This is a genomic window from Tenacibaculum bernardetii (assembly GCF_029125915.1).
GTDB classification, from domain to species: domain Bacteria; phylum Bacteroidota; class Bacteroidia; order Flavobacteriales; family Flavobacteriaceae; genus Polaribacter; species Polaribacter bernardetii.
Map to the genome: position 1 here is coordinate 212,783 of NZ_JAQJCU010000001.1, position 22,604 is coordinate 235,386.

Sequence of the window (22,604 nt, forward strand, 5' to 3'; positions counted from 1 at the left end):
TTAGTTTTTTTTATTCATTTTCATAAAAACAGTCTAAGACTTTTTTGTTTCATCTTTGACCAATTCGTCATCAAAAAGCATACGAACAGATGGCGTGTACGAATCATCGTACTGCCCATTTTTTACTGAAACAATAAATGCAATAAAAAAAATTAATGCCACTAAAATACTTAGTGTAAGTAGTAAGTAAATAACGCTCATATCTTGCCTGATAATTATACATCAAAGATACTTGTGAAGCTTTTCTTAAAATATGACATTTGTCATGTTTCGTTATTTTTAAAATAAAAAAACTCGAAGAATTTCTTCGAGTTATATAATTAAATAGTCATTGAAAACAACTTCGTTTCTGGCTTATTCTTATGTAATCTTTTATCGAACGCCATACAAATATTACGCACATATGGTCTTGCTTTTTCAGGAACCTTTAAAGTATTTCCTGCTATAGAAACCAAACCGTCTGATTGCATTTCTTGTAATTTCTCTAAAAGAACATCAATATTCTTAACCTGTAAATGCTCAGCATCCCACGAAGTGGAAAAATGACACATAATATTTAAAATATGCTTTCGGATAATTAAATCTTCTTCGGATAAAACATGCCCTCTAAAAACAGGGATTTCTCCTTCATTTACTATTTTTTGATATTCTTTTACCGTTTTTACATTCTGTGCGAATCCGTACCAAGAATCTGATATTGCCGACATTCCTAAACCAATCATTAATTGTGTTTTATTGGCAGTATACCCCATAAAATTACGGTGCAATGTTTTTTCTTGAGTAGCTCTATATAAACTGTCTGATTTTAGTGCAAAATGATCCATTCCTATTTCTACATAGCCCATTTCGGCAAATAGCTCTTTTCCTATTTCGTACAGTTTACGCTTCTCTTCATTTTTTGGTAAATCTTGTTCGTTAAAGCCTCGTTGACCAACACCTTTTACCCATGGCACGTGCGCATAACTGTAAAAAGAAATTCTATCGGGCTGTAATTCTTTCGTTTTATTAATCGTGTGAATTACATTTTCTTTAGTTTGAAATGGTAATCCGAAAATTAAGTCGTGACTAACAGATGTATATCCTATTTCTCTTGCCCAACGCGTTACTTTCTCCACATTTTCAAAAGGCTGCACTCTATGAATGGCTTTTTGTACTTTCTCATTATAATCTTGTACACCATAACTTACACGTGTAAAGCCAACATCAAACAAGGTTTGTAGTTGTTCTTTTGTCGTATTATTAGGGTGACCTTCAAAACTAAATTCGTAATTCTCATGTCTTTTTGCGTTAACAAATAATCCATCAATAAGTTTTTTTAACTGTTCTTTTGAAAAAAAAGTTGGTGTTCCTCCACCTAAATGAATCTCTTTTATAATAGGTGTTTCATCTACTAAATCAGTATATAAATTCCATTCTTTTAAAACAGTGTCTATATAATCTTCTTCCACTTCATGACGTTTTGTAATGTGTTTATGACAGGCACAAAATGTGCATAAACTTTCGCAAAAAGGTAAATGGATATAAATACTAATTCCTTCTGTAGCGTTACTTTGTATAAATGATTTTTTAAATGTTTCAATCCAGTTTTCTTTCGAAAACGATTCATTATCCCAATACGGAACCGTTGGATAACTTGTATATCTTGGACCCGGAATATTATATTTTTGTATAAGTGAATTCATTAATATTGTTTTTTTTCTGCAATTCCTTTGGTAACCAGTGAAACACCCGATGAAGTTCCTAAACGAGTAACTCCCATATTAATATATTTTTCTGCTGTTTCTTTGTCTCTTACTCCGCCTGCAGCTTTAATTTGCACGTTATCATTCGTAACTTCTTTCATTATTTGAATATCAGTTGTAATTGCTCCGCTTGTTCCAAACCCCGTAGATGTTTTTATAAAATCTGCTCCTGCATTAACCGCTAATTTCGATACCTCTTTAATTTGTCCTTTTGATAAATAACAATTTTCAAAAATCACTTTTAATGTGTTTTTACCAATAGTTTCTTTTATCAATCTAATCTCATTTTCAACATACGCAATTTCGCCATCTAGTAATTTACCTATATTAATAACCATATCAATTTCTGATGCTCCGTTTTCAATACAATTTTGTGCTTCAAAAACTTTTACTTCTGTAGTCATCGCTCCTAACGGAAATCCGATTACAGCCGCAATTTTCACATTCGTGTTTTGCAACTCTTCTTTTACTAATTTAACATACGATCCGTTTACACAAACGGCATAAAAAGCATGTTCCTTTGCTTCACTACACAATTGAATAATTTCACTTCTTGTTGCTGTTGCTTTTAGTAGTGTATGATCTATATATTTATTTATTTGCATAATTTATATGTTTTTAACTCTCTTTATAGTGTCTAATTTCGATAAAGTTAATCGCACAACACTCTCTTCTACAGCTGTAAGATTATGAATTATTTTTGGTTCTAATGAAATTAAATCACCTGTATTTAATTGTTTTATTTCTCCTTCTAAACCAAAATCAATACAACCTTTTAATACCTGAACAATAATAGCAAATGGCGCCTGATGGTCTTTCATTATCTGTCCTTTTTTGAATACTATTCGTATTTCTTTCGAAAAATCAGTATCCAGTAATAATGACACTGCTGGCTTATTTTCATTGAAATTTACCTCTTCTAAAAATGATGCTATCTTCATATATTTTTTATTAAATATCCATTACGGATTTGGTAATTACTATTTTATTTTTCTTCCTAATAAATTTGTTGCAACAGTTGTAAATACCACAATACTAATAGAACTTAAAGGCATTAAAATTGCTGCGATTACAGGTTTTAACTGACCTGTTGTTGCAAAATACAATCCTATTAAATTATAACATAAAGAAAGTATAAAGCTATACTTAATTATTTTAATTGCTTTTTTTGAAACTTTCATATAACTCGCTATTTGATCGAATTTAGAAGCATCTAAAATAGCATCGCAAGCAGGTGAAAACACATTGATGTTTTCTGACAATGAAATTCCGACATTACTCTGTGCCAAGGCCCCTGCATCATTAAGTCCGTCACCAATCATAATTACATGCGCTCCTTTATTTTGTAATTCTTCCACATAATGCAATTTATTTGCTGGCTTTTGATTGAATAAAAACGAAGTGTTTTTTGGTAACAACGTTTCTAAATATTTCTTTTCTCCTTCATTATCACCAGAAACAACAGCTAAATTATAGTTGGAATTTAATTCAGAAAACAAATCTCCAACACCGTTTCTATAGGCATTTTTAAAAATATACTTTCCTTTATATTCATCATTCACACGAATATGAACAGAGGTATCTAGATTAATTTGTTCTTCCGTCTTTTTCACAAAAGAAGAAGAGCCAACTCTTATTTTGGTTTCTTTTGATGTAGCTTCAATTCCTTTTCCTGTAAACTCTTTAAAATTGGTCACAGAAATCATTTCTTCTTTTAAAGAACCGTATAACATTCTACTTAAAGGATGGTTTGAAGCTCGCAACGTACTTTTTAATAGTGCTTTTTCTTCGGATGACAACTCAACACCTTTATAGTCAATTTCATTTTCTTTACTGGTTGTTAAAGTTCCTGTTTTATCAAAAATTACACTATCAATTGCTGCTAATTGCTCTACCACAGTAGCATTTTTTAAATAAAATTTCTTCTTACCTAAAATACGCAACATGTTTCCTAAAGTAAACGGTGCAGCTAAAGCAATGGCACACGGACACGCTATAATTAACACTGCCGTAAATACATTTAGCGCTTTACTTGCATCAAAATACAACCAAAATGCAGTAGCAATAAATGCGATTAATAATATTGTAATTGTAAAATGCTGACTAATACGATCTGTTAATGTTTTAAAAGACGAATTTTTATCTTTTTTAAACACATCGTTACTCCATAATTGTGTTAAATAACTCTGTGAAACCGACGTTAAAACTTCCATTTCTATAATTCCAGATAATTGTTTTCCCCCTGCGAATAATTTATCTCCTGATTTTTTTGATACAGGAATTGCTTCTCCTGTAACAAAACTATAATCAATTTTAGCATCACCGTTTATCAAAATTCCGTCTACGGGAATTAATTCTTGATTTCTAATTAGCAGTCTATTTCCTTTTTCAACGTCATATATCTGTACATTTTCTTCTTTTCCTTCGGATGAAATCCTTGTAACAGCAATCGGAAAATACGATTTATAATCACGCTCAAAAGACAAGAAATTGTAGGTTTTCTGCTGAAAAAACTTCCCTAATAATAAAAAGAAAACCAATCCTGTTAAAGAGTCAAAGAAACCTGTTCCCAAATCAAAAATAATCTCTGCCGAACTTCGGATAAATAAAACAGCAATACCTAAAGCAATCGGAACATCAATATTTAAAATTTTAGAACGCAACCCTTTATAAGCCGAAATAAAATAATCCTGCGCAGCATAAAAAACTACAGGTAATGAGAATACAAACATTAACCAACGGAAGATTCCTTTATAGTGCTCTAACCAAAAACCTGATACTTCAAAATATTCTGGAAATGATAAAAACATTACGTTTCCGAAAGAAAAACCAGCGATGCCTAATTTATAAATCAAGCTTCTATCTACTTTCTTTTTCCCTACTTCATAATCCTCTAAACTAATATAAGGTTCGTAGCCTATAGAGCTTAACAGCACTACAATTTCTTTTAATGAAATGGTTTCAGAATTATACGTGATCCGTACTGTCTTTTTAGGAAAATCAACTTGCGAAGCACTAACATTTCTTTGCAACTTATGTAAATTTTCTAATACCCAAATACACGAACTACAATGTATGTGTGGAATATATAAATTTACAACATGTATGTTACCATCATTAAACTCTAATAGTTTATCAACAATAGCTACGTTGTCTAGAAAATCGTATTTTCCTTTAATTTCTTCAGGAATAGCTCCTGGATTGTTTTGAAAATCATAATAACAGGTTAAATCGTTTTCTGAAAAAATTTCAAAAACCGTTTTACATCCATTGCAACAAAAAAACTTTTCTTTTACAAAGATAGTTTCAGTATCGCATTCGTTACCACAATGAAAACATAGTGTGTTTTCCATATTTACTCTTTTGCCTAGTACAAATATCTACTATCATCACTTATTAAAACATGATATTTATCAGCTTTTAGTTATATTTGAATCTCCTAAACAGACCGCTAACATGAGCAAATGTGAACAATGCATTATTCGTCAATTTAATTCTTTAAAATCTCTTACAAAAGATGAATTAGTTAGAATTGCTGGTTGTAAAACTTCTAAAACAATAAAAAAAGGATCGGTTTTATTTGAAGAAGGGGAACATATAAATGGTGTTTTTTGTATTAAAGACGGTGTTTGTAAGGTTTCTAAAATGAGTGATAACGGTAGAGATCAGATTGTAAACTTGGTAAGAAAAGGAGATATACTAGGTGAACGTAGTTTAATAAATAATGAAAGTTCTAACTTAAAAGCTATTGCTGTAAATGATATGGAAGTTTGTTTTATTCCTAAAGAAGAAATTGTTAGGGATTTAGAAGGCAATCCTAAGTTTACAATGGACATTCTTAAAAACATGGCTTTATCTCTTAAATCAGCCGATAATTTTATTGTTGATATGGCTCAAAAAACTGTTAAACAACGTTTAGCTGCAACATTGCTAAGTCTTGATGAAAGATTTGCTAAAAATGAAAATGGAGCTTTAGATATACTTTTATCTCGAGAAGATATTGCTAATATTATTGGTACAGCTACCGAATCAGCAATTCGTTTACTTTCTGAATTTAAAAAGAAAAAATTAATCAATTTAAAAGGAAAGGAAGTTTTTATACTTGATAATAAAGGTTTAAAAGATATTTCTACAGGGTTTTAATTTTCTTTTTAAAGCAAAAAAAACGTCTAATAATAGACGTTTTAAGTTTTTAAGCTTCACCGGTTGTTCCTCCAAAATTCATCGGTATTGGTACTTGCTCATAATCTTTTATTTCACCATGGGCTTGTTCAAATTTTCTAACATTTTCCGCCAAAGCCTTTGTTAGTCTTTTAGCATGTTGCGGTGTTAAAATAATTCTCGATTTTACTTTTGCCTTAGGTACACCCGGCATTATGTTTATAAAATCTACTATAAATTCAGACACTGAATGATTAATAATTGCCAAGTTACTATATGTTCCTTCAGCAACATCCTGATCTAATTCAATATTTAATTGTGGATCTTTATTTTCTTCCATAATATAAGTTATAAAAAAAGACCTCTAAAATTTAGAGGCCTTTTGTATTAGAAATTATAAATTTTTCTCCATTTCATCACTAGGTCCAACAATCTGACGATCGTAAGATCTCATTCCTGTTCCTGCTGGTATACGTTTACCAACAATTACATTTTCTTTTAATCCTTCTAAGGTATCTATTTTACCGTTTACTGCGGCTTCGTTTAATACTTTAGTCGTTTCCTGGAATGACGCTGCTGATATAAACGACTTCGTTTGTAACGAAGCTCTAGTAATACCTTGTAATACTTGTTCAGCTGTTGCTGGCTGAGCATCACGAGCGGCTACTAAATTTTTATCTGCTCTACGTAAAATTGAGTTTTCATCTCTTAATTGACGAGCTGAAACCATTTGACCTGGTTGTAAATTCTCTGAGTCTCCAGCATCTTCAACAACTTTCATTCCGTAGATAGCATCGTTATCTGTAATAAAGTCGTTTTTGTGAATTAATTGATTCTCTAAGAATAAAGTATCTCCAGAATCAATAATTCTAACTTTACGCATCATTTGACGAACTACTACTTCGAAATGCTTGTCATTAATTTTCACACCCTGTAAACGATATACTTCTTGAATTTCGTTTACTAAGTATTCTTGTACTGCAGAAGGTCCTTTAATATTTAAAATATCTATAGGAGTTGTTGCTCCGTCAGATAACGGCATACCTGCTTTAATGAAATCGTTTTCTTGAACTAAAATCTGGTTAGATAATTTCACTAAATACTTAGTAATATCTCCTGTTTTAGATTCAATAATAATCTCACGATTACCACGCTTAATTTTACCGAAAGATACTACACCATCAATCTGAGCAATTACTGCTGGGTTAGACGGGTTACGTGCTTCAAATAATTCTGTTACACGTGGTAAACCTCCTGTAATATCCCCTGCTTTACCAGACTTACGTGGAATCTTAACTAATGTATGACCAGACGCTACTTTGTCGCCATCACTAACCATTAAGTGAGCACCTACTGGTAAACTATACGAACGTAAAGCATTACCATCAGCATCTTCAATAATTAATGAAGCAATGATTTTCTTATTTTTAGAATCGATCATTACCTTTTCTTGGAAACCAGTTTGTTCATCAATTTCAACAGAGTAATTAATACCTTGCTCTAAATTGTCAAACTTAACTCTACCATCAAATTCAGATACGATAACTCCGTTAAATGGATCCCATTGACATACTGCATCTCCTTTTTTGATGGTTTTTATATCTTTATTAAAGATAATCGACCCATAAGGAATAATATTTGTGCTTAATACAATATCCGTCTTTTTATCGATGATTTTGATTTCAGCTGTACGTGAAATAACGATTTCAATTTCTTTACCTTCGCTATCTTTACCATTTACAGTACGTAAATCTTCAATCTTAACTTTACCATCAAATTTTGCAATTAACTTATTCTCTTCAGAAATGTTACCTGCAACCCCACCAACGTGGAATGTACGTAATGTTAACTGTGTACCAGGCTCTCCAATAGATTGTGCTGCAATTACACCAACTGCTTCACCTCTTTGAACTTTTTTACCTGTTGATAAAGATTGTCCGTAACATTTTTCACAAATACCTCTTTGAGATTCACATGTTAATGCAGAACGAACTTCTACTTTATCAATTCCTGATGCTTGAATCTTATCAGCTAAATTAGGTGTAATTAATTCACCTGAACCAACTAAAAGATCTTCAGAGTTTGGAGCATAAACATTATGTAATGATGTACGACCTGAAATACGATCACTTAAAGATTCAACGATTTCATCATTTTTCTTTAATGGAGCTACTTCTAACCCTCTTAAAGTACCACAATCAACTTCGTTTACGATTACATCTTGAGATACATCTACTAAACGACGTGTTAAATATCCTGCATCGGCTGTTTTTAATGCGGTATCGGCTAATCCTTTACGTGCACCGTGTGTTGATATAAAGTATTCAAGAATAGATAATCCTTCCTTAAAGTTAGAAAGAATTGGATTCTCAATAATTTCTCCACCACCAGCTGTCGATTTTTTAGGCTTTGCCATTAATCCACGCATACCTGTTAACTGACGAATTTGCTCTTTAGATCCACGTGCTCCAGAATCTAACATCATAAATACTGAGTTAAATCCTTGTTGGTCTTCACGTAAACGCTTCATAGATAATTCTGTTAATCTATTATTCGTAGATCCCCAAACATCAATTACTTGGTTATAACGTTCTTTTTGTGTTAACATACCCATGTTGTAGTTTCCTACAATTACATCCACTTCTTTATTAGCTTCTGCAATCATGCTATGTTTTTCTTCTGGAATAATGATATCTCCTAATGAGAATGATAAACCTCCTTCAAAGGCATATCTATATCCCATATTTTTAATTTCATCTAAGAAACTTCCTACAGCAGGAATGTTGGTAACTTTTAAAATCCCTCCAATAATTCCTCTTAATGATTTTTTAGTTAAAACCTCATTGATATATCCAGCTGCTTTTGGTACTTTTTCGTTAAATAAAACTCTACCAACTGTTGTTGCTATAATTCTAGTAACGTCTTGCCCATCTACAACATCGTGTGTACGAACTTTAATACCTGCATTTAAGTCTACTTTTTCTTCATTTAAGGCTATAATAACCTCTTCTGGAGAATAGAAAGTTAATCCTTCACCTTTAATAGGCACTTCTGGAGTAGACTTTCTTTCTTTAGTCATGTAATAAAGACCTAATACCATATCCTGAGATGGTACCGTAATAGGTGCACCATTAGCAGGGTTTAAGATATTGTGTGATCCTAACATTAATAACTGTGCTTCTAAAATAGCTTCAGGTCCTAATGGTAAGTGAACTGCCATTTGATCCCCATCAAAATCGGCATTGAAGGCAGAACAAGCAAGTGGATGTAATCTAATTGCTTTTCCTTCAATTAATTTTGGTTGAAATGCTTGTATACCAAGTCTGTGTAATGTAGGTGCACGGTTTAATAAAACTGGATGCCCTTTAATTACATTTTCTAAAATATCCCAAACAACAGGTTCTTTTCTATCTATAATTTTCTTTGCAGATTTTACAGTTTTTACAATACCTCTTTCTATTAACTTACGAATAACAAAAGGTTTGTATAATTCTGCTGCCATATCTTTTGGCAATCCACATTCTGATAATGCTAATTCTGGTCCAACAACAATTACCGAACGTGCAGAATAATCAACACGTTTACCTAATAAGTTTTGACGGAAACGACCTTGTTTACCTTTTAAACTATCAGATAAAGATTTTAATGGTCTGTTAGATTCAGTTTTTACTGCAGATGATTTACGTGTGTTATCAAACAATGAATCTACTGATTCTTGTAACATACGTTTCTCATTACGTAAAATAACCTCTGGTGCTTTAATTTCCATTAATCGCTTTAAACGATTGTTACGGATAATTACACGACGGTATAAATCATTTAAATCTGAAGTAGCAAAACGACCACCATCTAATGGCACTAACGGACGTAATTCTGGTGGTATAACTGGTACCGCCTTCATAATCATCCACTCTGGGTTGTTTTCTCTATTTTTTTGAGAATCTCTAAAAGCTTCTACAACATTTAAACGTTTTAAAGCTTCGTTTTTACGTTGTTTAGAAGTCTCTGTATTTGCTTTGTGACGTAATTCAAATGATAATGATTCTAAATCGATTCTTTCTAATAAATCAATTAAACATTCAGCTCCCATTTTAGCAATAAACTTCGTAGGATCTGTATCATCTAAATACATATTTTCTTGTGGAAGTGTATCTAAAATATCTAAATACTCTTCTTCTGTTAAGAAGTCCATTTTTTGTAATGGCTCTCCGTCAACAGTTTTAGCGTCACCTGGTTGAATTACTACATAACGTTCGTAGTAAATAATCATATCTAACTTCTTTGATGGCAAACCTAAAAGGTATCCCATTTTGTTAGGTAATGATCTAAAATACCAAATGTGAGCTACAGGTACCACTAAATTAATGTGACCTACTCTATCTCTACGTACTTTTTTCTCAGTAACTTCTACTCCACATCGGTCACAAATAATTCCTTTATAACGGATTCGTTTGTATTTACCACATGCACATTCATAATCCTTTACAGGACCGAAGATACGTTCACAGAATAAACCATCTCTTTCTGGTTTATGTGTACGGTAGTTTATAGTTTCTGGTTTTAAAACCTCACCTCTTGAAGCGCCTAAAATAGACTCTGGTGATGCTAAACCAATTGAAATTTTGTTAAACTTTTTAACAGTGTATTTTTCGTTCTTTCTTGCCATAATGAGTAATGGATTCGAATTAAAAATTTGCCTCTAATGAAGCGTATATTTAAAATGATTTATTGGTAGGTAATTAAAATAATTACCTACCAATATTTCACTGTTTGTTATTCCTCTAATTTAACGTCTAATCCTAAACCTTTCAGTTCGTGCATTAATACGTTAAAAGATTCTGGTAAACCTGGTTCTGGCATAGTTTCACCTTTTACGATTGCCTCGTAAGTTTTGGCTCTACCTAATACATCATCAGATTTCACTGTTAAGATCTCACGTAAGATACTCGATGCACCATATGCTTCAAGTGCCCAAACTTCCATCTCTCCAAAACGCTGACCACCAAACTGAGCTTTACCTCCTAATGGTTGTTGTGTAATTAATGAGTAAGGTCCGATAGAACGCGCATGCATCTTATCTTCAATCATGTGACCTAACTTAATCATATAAATTATACCTACCGTTGCTGGTTGATCGAAACGTTTCCCTGTACCTCCATCATATAAATATGTATGTCCGTAACGTGGAATTCCTGCTTCATCTGTTAAGGCATTAATCTGATCGATGTTTGCTCCATCAAAAATTGGTGTAGCATACTTTTGATCTAATTTTTGACCTGCCCATCCAAGAACTGTTTCATAAATCTGACCAATATTCATACGAGATGGTACTCCTAATGGATTTAATACGATATCAACTGGTGTTCCGTCTTCTAAGAAAGGCATATCTTCTGCTCTTACAATACGAGCAATAATACCTTTATTTCCGTGACGTCCTGCCATCTTATCTCCTACTTTTAATTTACGTTTTTTAGCAACATAAATTTTTGCAAGTTTTAAGATTCCTGCTGGTAATTCGTCCCCTACTGAAATAGTAAATTTCTCGCGACGTAAAGAACCTTGTAAATCGTTAACTTTAATTTTATAATTGTGAACTAATTCAACAACTAATCTATTTAAGTCTTTATCTGTCGTCCAAGTTCCGTGTAAGTGTGTAAAATCACCTACAGAATTTAACATTTTTTGAGTGAATTTTTTACCTTTTGGTAAAACCTCTTCTCCTAAATCATTAAATACACCTTGAGACGTTTTTCCTGTAATTAAATTGAATAATTTTTCAATTAATACATCTTTTAAATCTTCGAACTTATGAACATAAGAAGCCTCTAAAGTTGCAATTGCTTCTTTATCACGAGCACGTTTTGTTTTATCTTTTACAGCACGTTTGAATAATTTCTTATTAATTACTACACCTCTTAATGATGGCGAAGCTTTTAATGATGCATCTTTTACATCACCTGCTTTGTCACCAAAGATAGCTCTTAATAATTTTTCTTCAGGAGTTGGATCAGATTCTCCTTTTGGTGTAATTTTACCAATTAAGATATCACCAGGATTTACCTCTGCTCCAATACGAATCATTCCGTTTTCATCTAAGTCTTTTGTAGCCTCTTCAGAAACGTTAGGAATATCGTTTGTTAATTCTTCAGCTCCTAATTTCGTATCACGAACATCCAAAGAATATTCATCAATATGTATAGAAGTGAAAATATCTTCACGAACAACTTTTTCAGAAATTACAATCGCATCCTCAAAGTTATACCCTTTCCAAGGCATAAAGGCTACTTTCATGTTTCTTCCTAAAGCTAATTCTCCTTTTTGTGTTGCATAACCTTCACAAAGTACTTGACCTTCTTCAACTCTATCACCAACTTTTACAATTGGTTTAAGGTTAATGTTCGTACCTTGATTCGTTTTTCTAAACTTAATTAAGTTATATGAAATATCATCAGAGTCAAAGCTTACTAAACGCTCTTCATCAGTTCTATCATACTTAATTTTTATCTTATTAGCATCAACATACTCAACAACTCCAGCACCTTCAGCATTGATTAAGATACGAGAATCTTTAGCAACTCTACGCTCTAATCCTGTACCTACAATTGGTGATTCTGGACGTAATAATGGAACTGCTTGACGCATCATGTTCGATCCCATTAATGCACGGTTGGCATCATCATGCTCTAAGAAAGGAATTAACGACGCTGAAATAGATGCTATCTGGTTAGGAGCAACATCCATGTAATCAATCTCAGTAGGTGTAACTACAGGGAAATCTCCCCCTTCACGTGAAATTAATTTATCTCCAACAAAATCTCCATCTGCATTAATCTCTAGATTAGATTGTGCAAACTTCATTCCTTCTTCTTCTTCAGCACTTAAATATATATGCTCTTGATCTAATTCGATGTTTCCTTCTATTACCTTTTTATAAGGCGTTTCGATGAAACCTAAATTATTAACTTTTGCAAATACAGCTAAAGATGAAATTAATCCAATGTTCGGCCCTTCTGGCGTTTCAATCGGACATAAACGACCGTAATGTGTATAGTGAACATCACGAACCTCAAAACCTGCTCTTTCTCTAGATAAACCTCCAGGTCCTAGTGCAGATAAACGACGTTTGTGCGTAATCTCTGCTAATGGATTGGTTTGATCCATAAATTGAGATAACTGGTTAGTACCAAAAAACGAATTAATTACTGAAGACAATGTCTTCGCATTAATTAAATCAATCGGAGTAAATACTTCGTTATCACGTACATTCATTCTTTCACGAATAGTACGAGCCATACGAGCTAAACCTACACCAAACTGACCTGCTAATTGTTCACCAACAGTTCTTACACGACGGTTAGATAAGTGGTCGATATCATCTACTTCTGCTTTCGAGTTAATTAACTCAATTAAGTATTTGATAATCGTAATAATATCATTTTTTGTTAATACCTTCTGATCAATTGGTTCGTTTAACTGTAATTTGGTGTTCATTCTAAAACGACCAACTTCACCTAAACTATAACGCTGTTCAGAGAAGAATAATTTTTCAATAATTCCTCTTGCTGTTTCCTCATCTGGCGGCTCAGCATTACGTAATTGTCTATATACGTGTTCTACTGCTTCTTTTTCAGAATTGGTAGGATCTTTCTGTAATGTATTGTGAATGATTGCATAATCTGCCATGTCATTATCTACCTTATGCAATAAGATAGTTTTAGCACCTGCATCGATTATTTCATCAATATGTTCTTTTTCTATGATAGTATCACGGTCAAAAACTATTTCGTTACGCTCAATAGATACAACTTCTCCTGTATCCTCATCAACGAAATCTTCATGCCAAGTTTTTAAAACTCTAGCTGCTAGTTTACGCCCTAATACCTTCTTTAATCCTGCTTTAGAAACTTTTACTTCTTCCGCTAAATCAAAGATCTCTAATATATCTTTATCTCTTTCAAAACCGATGGCTCTGAATAACGTAGTTACTGGTAATTTTTTCTTTCTATCAATATAAGCGTACATTACTTGATTGATATCAGTTGCAAATTCTATCCAAGATCCTTTAAAAGGAATTACTCTTGCAGAGTATAACTTGGTTCCGTTTGCGTGGAAAGATTGTCCAAAGAAAACACCAGGTGAACGGTGTAACTGAGAAACCACAACTCTTTCTGCACCATTAATAATAAAGGTACCAGAATTAGTCATGTAAGGAATTGTACCTAAATACACATCTTGAACAATTGTTTCAAAATCTTCGTGTTCAGGATCTGTACAATAAAGCTTTAATCTTGCTTTTAATGGTACACTATGTGTTAATCCTCTTTCTATACATTCTTGAATGCTATATCTAGGTGGATCTACAAAGTAGTCTAAAAATTCTAATACAAATTGATTACGTGTATCTGTAATCGGAAAGTTATCCATGAAGGTTTTGTACAAACCTTCTTCACCACGCTCATCTGCTTTAGTTTGCAATTGGAAAAAGTCTTGGAATGACTTTACCTGTATATCTAGAAAATCTGGATAGTCGGTACCTAATTGCGATGATGCGAAGTTAATTCTTTCAGTAGTGTTTATCGTTGCCAAAAGAGATGCTATTTTTAAATTAAAAATATTATTTTTTGAAACTATTTCGTTTCAATAATGCAATTTTAATTGCTTTGCTGACTTAAAATCAGCTCTTTATAGTCGTATTATCACTAGTCTAAAACAGTAATAAAATAAAGAACGAATATATACACAAAATGGTTTAGGACTAGAAACATGAGTTCCTAGTACCTAAACCTTAATTGTTTTATCCCGTTTTAACTCGGGAGTATAGCTTACTTAAGCTCTACTTCAGCTCCTGCTTCTTCTAAAGATTTTTGAAGACCTTCTGCTTCATCTTTAGATACTCCTTCTTTGATTGGTGCTGGTGCACTATCAACGATTGCTTTAGCATCTTTTAAACCTAATCCAGTTAATTCTTTAACTAACTTTACTACAGCTAATTTAGAACCACCTGCTGCTTTTAAGATTACATCAAATTCAGTTTGCTCTTCTGCTGCATCTCCTCCTGCTGCTGGACCTGCTACTGCTACTGCTGCTGCTGCTGGCTCAATACCATACTCATCTTTTAAAATATCAGCTAATTCATTAACCTCTTTTACTGTTAAGTTAACTAATTGCTCTGCGAAATCTTTTAAATCTGCCATTTTAATTGTTTTTGAAATTTTTATTATTTAGTTTATTAGTGCGCGAAATTATTTTTCTGATAACGTCTTTAAAATACCTGATAATTTATTACCTCCTGATTGTAATGCTGAAACAACATTCTTAGCAGGTGATTGTAATAACGAGATAATATCTCCAATAAGTTCTTCTTTAGACTTAATGTTAACTAGTGAGTCTAATTGGTCATCTCCAACATAAACTCCCTCTTCAACATATGCTCCTTTTAATAAAGGTTTGTCTGATTTTTTTCTGAACTCTTTAATAACTTTTGCTGGTGCATTTGCAACTTCAGCAATCATCATTGAAGTATTACCTTTTAAAACATCCTGTAAATCTCCGAAATTTTTATCAGAAGCTTCCATTGCCTTTGAAAGCAAAGTGTTTTTAACAACAGCTAATTCTACGCCAGCTTTAAAACATGCTCTACGTAAGTTAGATGTAGTTACTGCATCTAAAGCAGAAATATCTGCTAAATAAATGATACTTGTATCTGCTAATCTTGCTGTTAAATCTTGTATTACTTGTGATTTGTCTTCTCTTGTCATAATTAAAAAGTTTTAACTGCCTTATGATACAGATTTTTCATCTACAGCAACACTAGGACTCATAGTTGAAGACATAAAAATACTCTTAATATAGTCTCCTTTAGCCGCTGTTGGCTTTAATTTAATTAACGTTTGTAGTAACTCATTTGCATTTTCCTGAATCTTCTGAGCATCAAATGATACTTTTCCGATCGCAGCATGTACAATACCAGTTTTATCAACTTTAAAGTCAATTTTACCAGCTTTAACTTCCTGTACTGCTTTTGCAACGTTCATAGTTACTGTACCTGTCTTTGGGTTAGGCATTAAACCTCTTGGTCCTAACACACGACCTAATGGTCCTAACTTACCCATAACACTAGGCATAGTAATAATAACATCAACATCAGTCCAACCTCCTTTAATCTTCTGAAGGTACTCATCTAATCCAACATAATCTGCTCCCGCTTCTTTAGCTTCAGCTTCTTTATCTGGAGTAACTAATGCTAATACTTTAACATCTTTACCTGTTCCGTGTGGTAATGTTACAACTCCACGTACCATCTGATTTGCTTTACGAGGATCTACTCCTAAACGTACCGCTAAATCAACTGACGCGTCAAACTTTACAGTTGTAATTTCTTTAACTAAAGCTGATGCATCTTTTAAGCTGTAAACTTTAGAGCTATCTACCTTAGAACGAGCTTCTTTTTGCTTTCTAGTAATTGCCATTTCTAAATATCTTTTAAAGTTTAAGCAGGTGCATCACCTGTTACTGTTAATCCCATAGAACGAGCAGTTCCGGCAATCATCTTCATTGCAGATTCGACTTTAAAGGCATTCATATCAACCATTTTGTCTTCTGCAATTCCTCGAATTTGATCCCAAGAAACACTTGCTACTTTTTTCCTATTTGGTTCTCCTGAACCTTTCTTAATTTTGGCCGCTTCTAATAATTGTACTGCAGCTGGTGGTGTTTTTACAACAAACTCGAAAGATTTGTCTTTATAAACAGTAATCACGACAGGTAATACTTTACCTTGTTTGTCCTGTGTACGTGCATTAAATTGCTTACAGAACTCCATGATATTAACACCGGCAGCACCTAAAGCGGGTCCAACTGGTGGCGACGGATTCGCAGCACCTCCCCTTACTTGTAGTTTAACTAATTTACTTACTTCTTTTGCCATTGTTTAAGATTTAATGATTTGTTTAAAATGGAAGCTTTAAACACATCTAAATATAGGTGTAACGATTATATTTTTTCTACTTGCGTATAATTTAATTCTAATGGAGTTTTTCTACCGAAAATCTTAACCATTACTTCTAATTTACGCTTCTCCTCATTAATATTTTCAACTGCCCCGTCGAAACCATTAAAAGGACCATCGATTACTTTTACTGTTTCTCCTATATTAAAAGGAATTACAATATTTTCATCTTTTACAGAAAGTTCATCAACTTTTCCTAACATTCTGTTTACTTCTGATTTACGCATAGGCACTGGCTCTCCTCCTTTAGTTTCACCTAAAAAACCAATAACATTTGTCACTGACTTAATTACGTGAGGAACTTCACCTGCTAAATTAGCTTCTACCATTACATAACCCGGAAAATAAACTCTCTCTCTGTTAACTTTTTTTCCGTTTCTTTCTTGAATAACTTTTTCGGTTGGTACAATTACCTGGTTTACGTAATCTGTCAATCCGAAACGAGCGATTTCAGTTTCAATATAGGCTTTAACCTTATTTTCCTGTCCTCCTACTGCTCTAACTACGTACCATTTCATTACTGAATCAGCCATCATTAAAACATTTTAAAGAAATTATCTAATCCTGTTTGAAAAACTTTATCTACTCCTGCTACTACTAAAGCAAAAACAATTGTAAATGCAGCAACAACAACAGTAGACTTTTGTGCCTCTTCACGAGATGCCCAAGTCATATTTGTATTTAGTTCTTCAAAAGAACCTTTAATATATTGTATAAAGTTATTCATTTTCTTATCCTTTTAACGAGTTACGATATTAATCGCAACTCGTTTTGATTATGCACGGACGGAGAGATTCGAACTCCCGACACCTGGTTTTGGAGACCAGTGCTCTACCGCTGAACTACGCCCGTATTTTAAAAGGAGTCTCTGATTTAAGAGACTCCTTTTTATAATGTAAACTAATTGATTAGTCTAAAATTTCAGTTACCTGACCTGCACCTACTGTTCTACCACCTTCACGGATAGCGAACTGTAAACCTAAGTTTAATGCAATTGGTTGGATTAAATCAACTGTAATAGTTAAGTTATCACCAGGCATAACCATTTCAACACCATCAGGAAGAACAATATTTCCTGTTACATCAGTTGTACGTACGTAAAACTGTGGACGGTAGTTGTTATGGAATGGAGTGTGACGTCCACCTTCTTCTTTTTTCAATACATACACCTCAGCCTTAAACTTAGCGTGTGGAGTTACAGAACCTGGCTTACAGATTACCATCCCTCTTTTAATATCTTCTTTTGCAATACCTCTTAATAAGATACCAGCGTTATCTCCTGCCTCACCTCTATCTAAGATTTGACGGAACATTTCGATACCAGTTACTGTAGAAGTTAACTTCTCAGTACCCATACCAATAATATCTACAGCTTCACCAGAATTGATGATACCAGTTTCAATACGACCAGTAGCAACAGTTCCACGACCTGTAATTGAGAATACATCTTCAATAGGCATTAAGAAAGGCTTTTCAGTTTCTCTTAAAGGCTCTTCGATCCATGCATCAACTTGTGCCATTAATTCTAAAACAGTATCAACCCATTTTTGTTCACCATTTAAAGCTCCTAAAGCAGAACCAGCAACAACAGGACCATTATCTCCATCATACTCATAGAAAGATAATAATTCTCTTACTTCCATTTCAACTAACTCAAGTAACTCTTCATCATCAACCATATCCACCTTGTTTAAGAAAACAACCATACGTGGAATACCTACCTGACGACCTAATAAGATGTGCTCACGAGTTTGTGGCATTGGACCATCTGTTGCAGCTACTACTAATATAGCTCCATCCATTTGAGCAGCACCCGTTACCATGTTCTTTACGTAATCGGCGTGACCTGGACAGTCTACGTGCGCGTAGTGACGGTTTTGAGTTGCATATTCAACGTGAGAAGAGTTAATTGTAATACCTCTTTCTTTTTCTTCTGGTGCATTATCGATTTGATCAAAATCTCTAGCTTCAGAGAATCCTGCATCACTTAATACTTTAGTGATAGCAGCAGTTAATGTAGTTTTACCGTGATCTACGTGACCAATTGTACCAACGTTTAAGTGGGGCTTCGAACGATCGTAAGTTTCTTTTGCCATGATTATTAATTTTAATTCTTAGTTAAATATATTTAGTGTTACTTTAAATTCTTTTTTAAAAAAACTCTAAAAAAGAGCCAATGACCGGATTTGAACCGGTGACCTCATCCCTACCAAGGATGCGCTCTACCAACTGAGCTACACCGGCCTGGATAATTATTATAGAGCGAAAGACCAGGTTCGAACTGGCGACATTCAGCTTGGAAGGCTGACGCTCTACCAACTGAGCTACTTTCGCGTATTTTTAAAACCTTTCATTAATAATCAAAAGTTGAAGCTTGATATATTAACTAATCGGTTTTAAAAAAGTGGGGAGAGCAGGATTCGAACCTGCGAAGTCGTAAGACAACGGAGTTACAGTCCGTCCCAGTTGGCCGCTTTGGTATCTCCCCTTTGGTAATTTAAAACTATGTTAAAGAACTTTCTTTATTTTGAGCCGATGAGAGGACTCGAACCTCCGACCTGCTGATTACAAATCAGCTGCTCTAGCCAGCTGAGCTACATCGGCTTTTATTGTCATAAAAAACAATCCGCTATTTCTAACGGATTGCAAATGTATAAAGTAATTTTTATATTCTAAAGCTTTTTTAGATTATTTTTTATCTTTTTATGATACTAATGAATCTCGATGCTTTTCTTTTGATTTCTTTAAGCTTCTTTTTAATGAGTCAACAGCAATGTTTACACCTTCTTCAAAGGTTTTATTCTGTTTTTTTACCATCAATTCACTTCCCGGAATATTTATCTTTATTTCTGTAATTTTATTTTCTTTCTCACTTGTTTTCTGAACTTTTAAAAAAACTTCTACATCAACTATCTTATCATGAAACTTCTCTAAACCTTCTATCTTCTTTTCAATGTAATCTATCAAACTTTTATCTGCTGTAAAGTTTACTGACTGCGTGAATACTTTCATAATTTTTTAAATCTTTATTTTGACTCTCTAGGGTGAGCCTTGTTAAACACTTTTTTTATCTGCTCCAAGCTATTATGCGTATACACTTGGGTAGCGGCTAAACTTGAATGCCCTAGTAATTCTTTAACCGAATTTAACGACGCACCATTATTAAGTAAATGTGTTGCGAAAGCATGCCTTAATATATGTGGGCTTTTTTTTGCTTTTGTGGACACTCTACTAAAGTACAAATTAATTATTCGGTACACAAGAGTTTCATAAATTTTAACCCCTTTTTTGGTTATCAAAAGCTCCTCTACTCCTTTTAATTCTTTTTCTTTTTTTAACGCTAAATACTGATTTAAAGTAATTAAGATAGACGGCAACAGCACTACAAACCTCTCTTTATTTCTTTTACCCAAAACTTTTATTAATTGCCTACTAAAATCGATATCTTTTTCTTTAATATTAATCAGCTCTATTCTTCGCATACCTGTTGAATACAACAACTCTACTATTAACTTATTTCTTACTGATTCAAAATCTACTTCTTCATTTAAAATAGCCAATACTTTTTGTATTTCTTTTTCATCAAAAGGTGCTTGTATTTTTTTTTGAACTTTTAATGCTTTGTGTTTTGCTAACGGATTAACTTCAACTTCTTTTACTTTCTGAAGAAAGGTGTAAAAAGTTTTTAAAGAACTCACTTTTCTATTTATACTTCTATTCGAAATTTGCTTATCAACAAGACTCACTATCCATGTTCTAATTTGATTGTAATGAATTGTCGTTAACTCTTCTTGCTCAAATTCAGCCACACAAAAATCTTTAAATGCTACAATATCTGTTCGGTACGCATTTATAGTGTTTATAGAGTAGTTTTTTTCGTGCTCTAAATATTTTAAAAAAGCTGCTACAAGCATTGGTTTTGTTTTTATTGAAATAAATATACAAAAAAACCTGTATTGATAAATCAACACAGGTTTTATATTACTCTTTATAAACTATTTCTAGCTTACTTCTTCTTTCGTTCTTAATCCTTGAACGTAAGACGCTTTTTTCATTTGAGCACGTTTAACGACAGATGGTTTGTTAAACTGTTTTTTGTCGCGTAATTGTCTTAAGATTTTTACGTCTCTGAACTTTCGCTTATAACGTTTTAACGCTCTATCGATATTCTCTCCTTCTTTAATTGGAATAATTAACATGTGTTAGCACCTCCCTTCATTGTAGTCTCTAAATTTTTATTTTTAGGACTGCAAATGTACTGAGTCTTTTTTAATTAACAATTAAATTTTTACTTATTTTAAATTTCACTGTCGCATTAGCGATTGAAACGGCATCCTTTTTTATTTTTTTTATAAAAAAGATATAGTGTAAAGCGCGACCTGAAAGGGAATGCCCAAAACATCTTCAATGTAAAGGTAAAATTAGGTTGCTGGTTTATATTCCTTCTTATCTATGATCATTTTTGCGATGCAGAAAATGCATTTTCGCAAAAACGACAATCAACAATATTAGGTTGCTGGCTTATATTCTTTCTTATCTATAATCATTTTTGCGATAATTTCTTTCAAAATTTCAGAAGTACCTCCACCAATTGGTCCTAAACGGCTATCTCTTAATAAACGTGCTAACGGATACTCTTCCATATAACCATAACCTCCTAATAACTGTAAAGCGTCGTATATAACCTCATCTGCCATTTTTGTGGATAGCATTTTACTCATACTCGCCTCTTTTACCACATAAACACCTTCGTTTAGCCTCTTTGTAATTGAATAGTTATATTCTCTACACATATCGACTTTAGAAGCCATTTCAGCTACTTTATGACGTAACGCCTGAAACTTATCTAATGTTTTACCAAAAGCTTCTCTTTCGCTCATATATGTTATCACATAATCTACAGCAAACTCAGCTCTTGCATGTGCATTGATAGCCATTATTAAGCGCTCTAAAGCAAAATGCTGCATTATATACGGAAAGCCTTTTCCTTCTTCACCCATTAAATTCTCTGCAGGAATTACTACATTATCAAATGCAATTTCTGCCGTATCTGAAGCTCTCCAACCTAGTTTATCTAACTTTGTTGATGAAATACCTGGTGTATTTCTATCGACCAAAAGAATACTCATTCCTTTATGCTTATCCTCCGGATTTGTTTTTGCTGCAACTACTAAGTAATCAGAATACACACCGTTTGTAATAAAAGTCTTAGACCCGTTAATTACATAGGTATCTCCTTTTTTAATTGCAGTAGTTCTCATACCTGCAACATCACTACCACCAAAAGGTTCAGAAATACATAAACATCCTATCATATCTCCGTTAATACTGGGAGTTAAATATTCTTTTTTGATTCTGTCGTCTCCTTCTTTATTTAAGTGTGTCATTGCCAAGTAAGCGTGCGCCCACATATTTGCTGCAAAACCACCTGAGTTTATTTTTTGTAATTCTTCTAAAAAAATCACAGTATAAAAAAGATCTAAACCTAAACCACCGTGTTCTTCTGGTTGATTTAATCCGAAATAACCCATTTCCCCGAATTTCTTCCAAATGAAACGCTCAACGGTTCCGTCTTTTTCCCACTTATTTATATGAGGAACAACTTCTTTTTGCAAAAAGTCCTTAAAACTCTTTCGAAAAAAGTCATGTTCTTCAGTAAAGTACATACTATTCATAATTATATATTCTGTTTG

20 protein-coding genes and 5 tRNA genes are annotated in these 22,604 nt (G+C 33.1%); 1 reads left to right on the forward strand and 24 read right to left on the reverse strand.

Translation table 11 applies throughout. The annotated features are described in order from the left end of the window. Nucleotides 1-33: 33 nt before the first annotated feature. From ccoS to P2G10_RS00995, 5 genes are all read right to left on the reverse strand, one after another. Nucleotides 34-201 (reverse strand): cbb3-type cytochrome oxidase assembly protein CcoS, encoded by a 168-nt coding sequence (ccoS, locus tag P2G10_RS00975; RefSeq protein WP_218773106.1) that lies wholly within the window; start codon nucleotides 199-201, stop codon nucleotides 34-36. Between the two features lie 119 nt (nucleotides 202-320). Next, nucleotides 321-1,682 (reverse strand): oxygen-independent coproporphyrinogen III oxidase, encoded by a 1,362-nt coding sequence (hemN, locus tag P2G10_RS00980; protein WP_275314872.1) that lies wholly within the window; start codon nucleotides 1,680-1,682, stop codon nucleotides 321-323. Next, a complete protein-coding gene (deoC, locus tag P2G10_RS00985; RefSeq protein WP_275314874.1) occupies nucleotides 1,682-2,347 on the reverse strand; it encodes a deoxyribose-phosphate aldolase in 666 nt (221 codons plus the stop codon). Before deoC ends, hemN begins: the two co-directional genes overlap by 1 nt. 3 nt (nucleotides 2,348-2,350) lie before the next feature. Continuing rightward, nucleotides 2,351-2,683, reverse strand: coding sequence for an AraC family ligand binding domain-containing protein (locus P2G10_RS00990; protein WP_275314876.1), 333 nt, complete (start codon nucleotides 2,681-2,683; stop codon nucleotides 2,351-2,353). Between the two features lie 39 nt (nucleotides 2,684-2,722). Further along, nucleotides 2,723-5,095 (reverse strand): heavy metal translocating P-type ATPase, encoded by a 2,373-nt coding sequence (locus P2G10_RS00995; protein ID WP_275314878.1) that lies wholly within the window; start codon nucleotides 5,093-5,095, stop codon nucleotides 2,723-2,725. 103 nt (nucleotides 5,096-5,198) lie between these two features. Here P2G10_RS00995 and P2G10_RS01000 point away from each other — a divergent pair, with 103 nt between their 5' ends. Then, nucleotides 5,199-5,885 (forward strand): Crp/Fnr family transcriptional regulator, encoded by a 687-nt coding sequence (locus tag P2G10_RS01000; protein WP_275314880.1) that lies wholly within the window; start codon nucleotides 5,199-5,201, stop codon nucleotides 5,883-5,885. A gap of 49 nt (nucleotides 5,886-5,934) precedes the next feature. On the opposite strand, the gene P2G10_RS01005 is transcribed toward P2G10_RS01000, so the two are convergent. From P2G10_RS01005 to P2G10_RS01095, 19 genes are all read right to left on the reverse strand, one after another. Further along, nucleotides 5,935-6,243, reverse strand: a complete 309-nt coding sequence (locus tag P2G10_RS01005; RefSeq protein ID WP_218773112.1) for a DUF3467 domain-containing protein — start codon at nucleotides 6,241-6,243, stop codon at nucleotides 5,935-5,937. Between the two features lie 54 nt (nucleotides 6,244-6,297). Next, on the reverse strand, nucleotides 6,298-10,569 hold the full coding sequence (gene rpoC, locus P2G10_RS01010; RefSeq protein WP_218773113.1) for a DNA-directed RNA polymerase subunit beta': 4,272 nt from the start codon (nucleotides 10,567-10,569) through the stop codon (nucleotides 6,298-6,300). Nucleotides 10,570-10,676: 107 nt separating this feature from the next. Beyond that, complete coding sequence (rpoB, locus tag P2G10_RS01015) at nucleotides 10,677-14,489, reverse strand: DNA-directed RNA polymerase subunit beta (RefSeq protein WP_218773114.1); 3,813 nt, start codon at nucleotides 14,487-14,489, stop codon at nucleotides 10,677-10,679. A 236-nt stretch (nucleotides 14,490-14,725) separates the two neighbouring features. After that, on the reverse strand, nucleotides 14,726-15,097 hold the full coding sequence (gene rplL, locus P2G10_RS01020; RefSeq protein ID WP_218773115.1) for a 50S ribosomal protein L7/L12: 372 nt from the start codon (nucleotides 15,095-15,097) through the stop codon (nucleotides 14,726-14,728). A gap of 48 nt (nucleotides 15,098-15,145) precedes the next feature. Further along, nucleotides 15,146-15,661 carry a 50S ribosomal protein L10 gene (gene rplJ, locus P2G10_RS01025; RefSeq protein ID WP_218773116.1) on the reverse strand — a complete coding sequence of 172 codons (516 nt, stop codon included), beginning with the start codon at nucleotides 15,659-15,661 and terminating at the stop codon, nucleotides 15,146-15,148. Between the two features lie 21 nt (nucleotides 15,662-15,682). Next, nucleotides 15,683-16,372 (reverse strand): 50S ribosomal protein L1, encoded by a 690-nt coding sequence (gene rplA, locus P2G10_RS01030; RefSeq protein WP_218773117.1) that lies wholly within the window; start codon nucleotides 16,370-16,372, stop codon nucleotides 15,683-15,685. A 20-nt stretch (nucleotides 16,373-16,392) separates the two neighbouring features. Beyond that, a complete protein-coding gene (rplK, locus tag P2G10_RS01035; RefSeq protein WP_218773118.1) occupies nucleotides 16,393-16,830 on the reverse strand; it encodes a 50S ribosomal protein L11 in 438 nt (145 codons plus the stop codon). Between the two features lie 65 nt (nucleotides 16,831-16,895). Beyond that, nucleotides 16,896-17,444: a transcription termination/antitermination protein NusG gene (gene nusG, locus P2G10_RS01040; protein ID WP_218773119.1), complete on the reverse strand. Its 549-nt coding sequence runs from the start codon at nucleotides 17,442-17,444 to the stop codon at nucleotides 16,896-16,898. Nucleotides 17,445-17,446: 2 nt separating this feature from the next. Beyond that, nucleotides 17,447-17,638 (reverse strand): preprotein translocase subunit SecE, encoded by a 192-nt coding sequence (secE, locus tag P2G10_RS01045; protein WP_218773120.1) that lies wholly within the window; start codon nucleotides 17,636-17,638, stop codon nucleotides 17,447-17,449. 53 nt (nucleotides 17,639-17,691) lie between these two features. After that, a tRNA-Trp gene (locus P2G10_RS01050) sits at nucleotides 17,692-17,763 on the reverse strand. Nucleotides 17,764-17,819: 56 nt separating this feature from the next. Then, the gene (gene tuf / locus P2G10_RS01055) at nucleotides 17,820-19,007 is read right to left on the reverse strand and encodes an elongation factor Tu (RefSeq protein ID WP_218773121.1); all 1,188 of its coding nucleotides are present in this window, start codon (nucleotides 19,005-19,007) and stop codon (nucleotides 17,820-17,822) included. Between the two features lie 75 nt (nucleotides 19,008-19,082). Then, a tRNA-Thr gene (locus P2G10_RS01060) sits at nucleotides 19,083-19,155 on the reverse strand. 17 nt (nucleotides 19,156-19,172) lie between these two features. Next, nucleotides 19,173-19,245, reverse strand: a tRNA-Gly gene (locus P2G10_RS01065). A gap of 71 nt (nucleotides 19,246-19,316) precedes the next feature. Further along, a tRNA-Tyr gene (locus P2G10_RS01070) sits at nucleotides 19,317-19,399 on the reverse strand. A gap of 42 nt (nucleotides 19,400-19,441) precedes the next feature. Then, nucleotides 19,442-19,515: transfer RNA gene (locus tag P2G10_RS01075), tRNA-Thr, on the reverse strand. A gap of 99 nt (nucleotides 19,516-19,614) precedes the next feature. Beyond that, nucleotides 19,615-19,923, reverse strand: coding sequence for a ribosome hibernation-promoting factor, HPF/YfiA family (hpf, locus tag P2G10_RS01080; protein WP_218773122.1), 309 nt, complete (start codon nucleotides 19,921-19,923; stop codon nucleotides 19,615-19,617). A gap of 14 nt (nucleotides 19,924-19,937) precedes the next feature. Further along, nucleotides 19,938-20,825, reverse strand: coding sequence for a tyrosine-type recombinase/integrase (locus P2G10_RS01085; protein WP_275314885.1), 888 nt, complete (start codon nucleotides 20,823-20,825; stop codon nucleotides 19,938-19,940). 87 nt (nucleotides 20,826-20,912) lie between these two features. Continuing rightward, the gene (gene rpsU, locus P2G10_RS01090; protein ID WP_028888499.1) at nucleotides 20,913-21,110 is read right to left on the reverse strand and encodes a 30S ribosomal protein S21; all 198 of its coding nucleotides are present in this window, start codon (nucleotides 21,108-21,110) and stop codon (nucleotides 20,913-20,915) included. A gap of 309 nt (nucleotides 21,111-21,419) precedes the next feature. Next, a complete protein-coding gene (locus P2G10_RS01095; RefSeq protein ID WP_275314886.1) occupies nucleotides 21,420-22,586 on the reverse strand; it encodes an acyl-CoA dehydrogenase family protein in 1,167 nt (388 codons plus the stop codon). Between the last annotated feature and the right edge of the window lie 18 nt (nucleotides 22,587-22,604).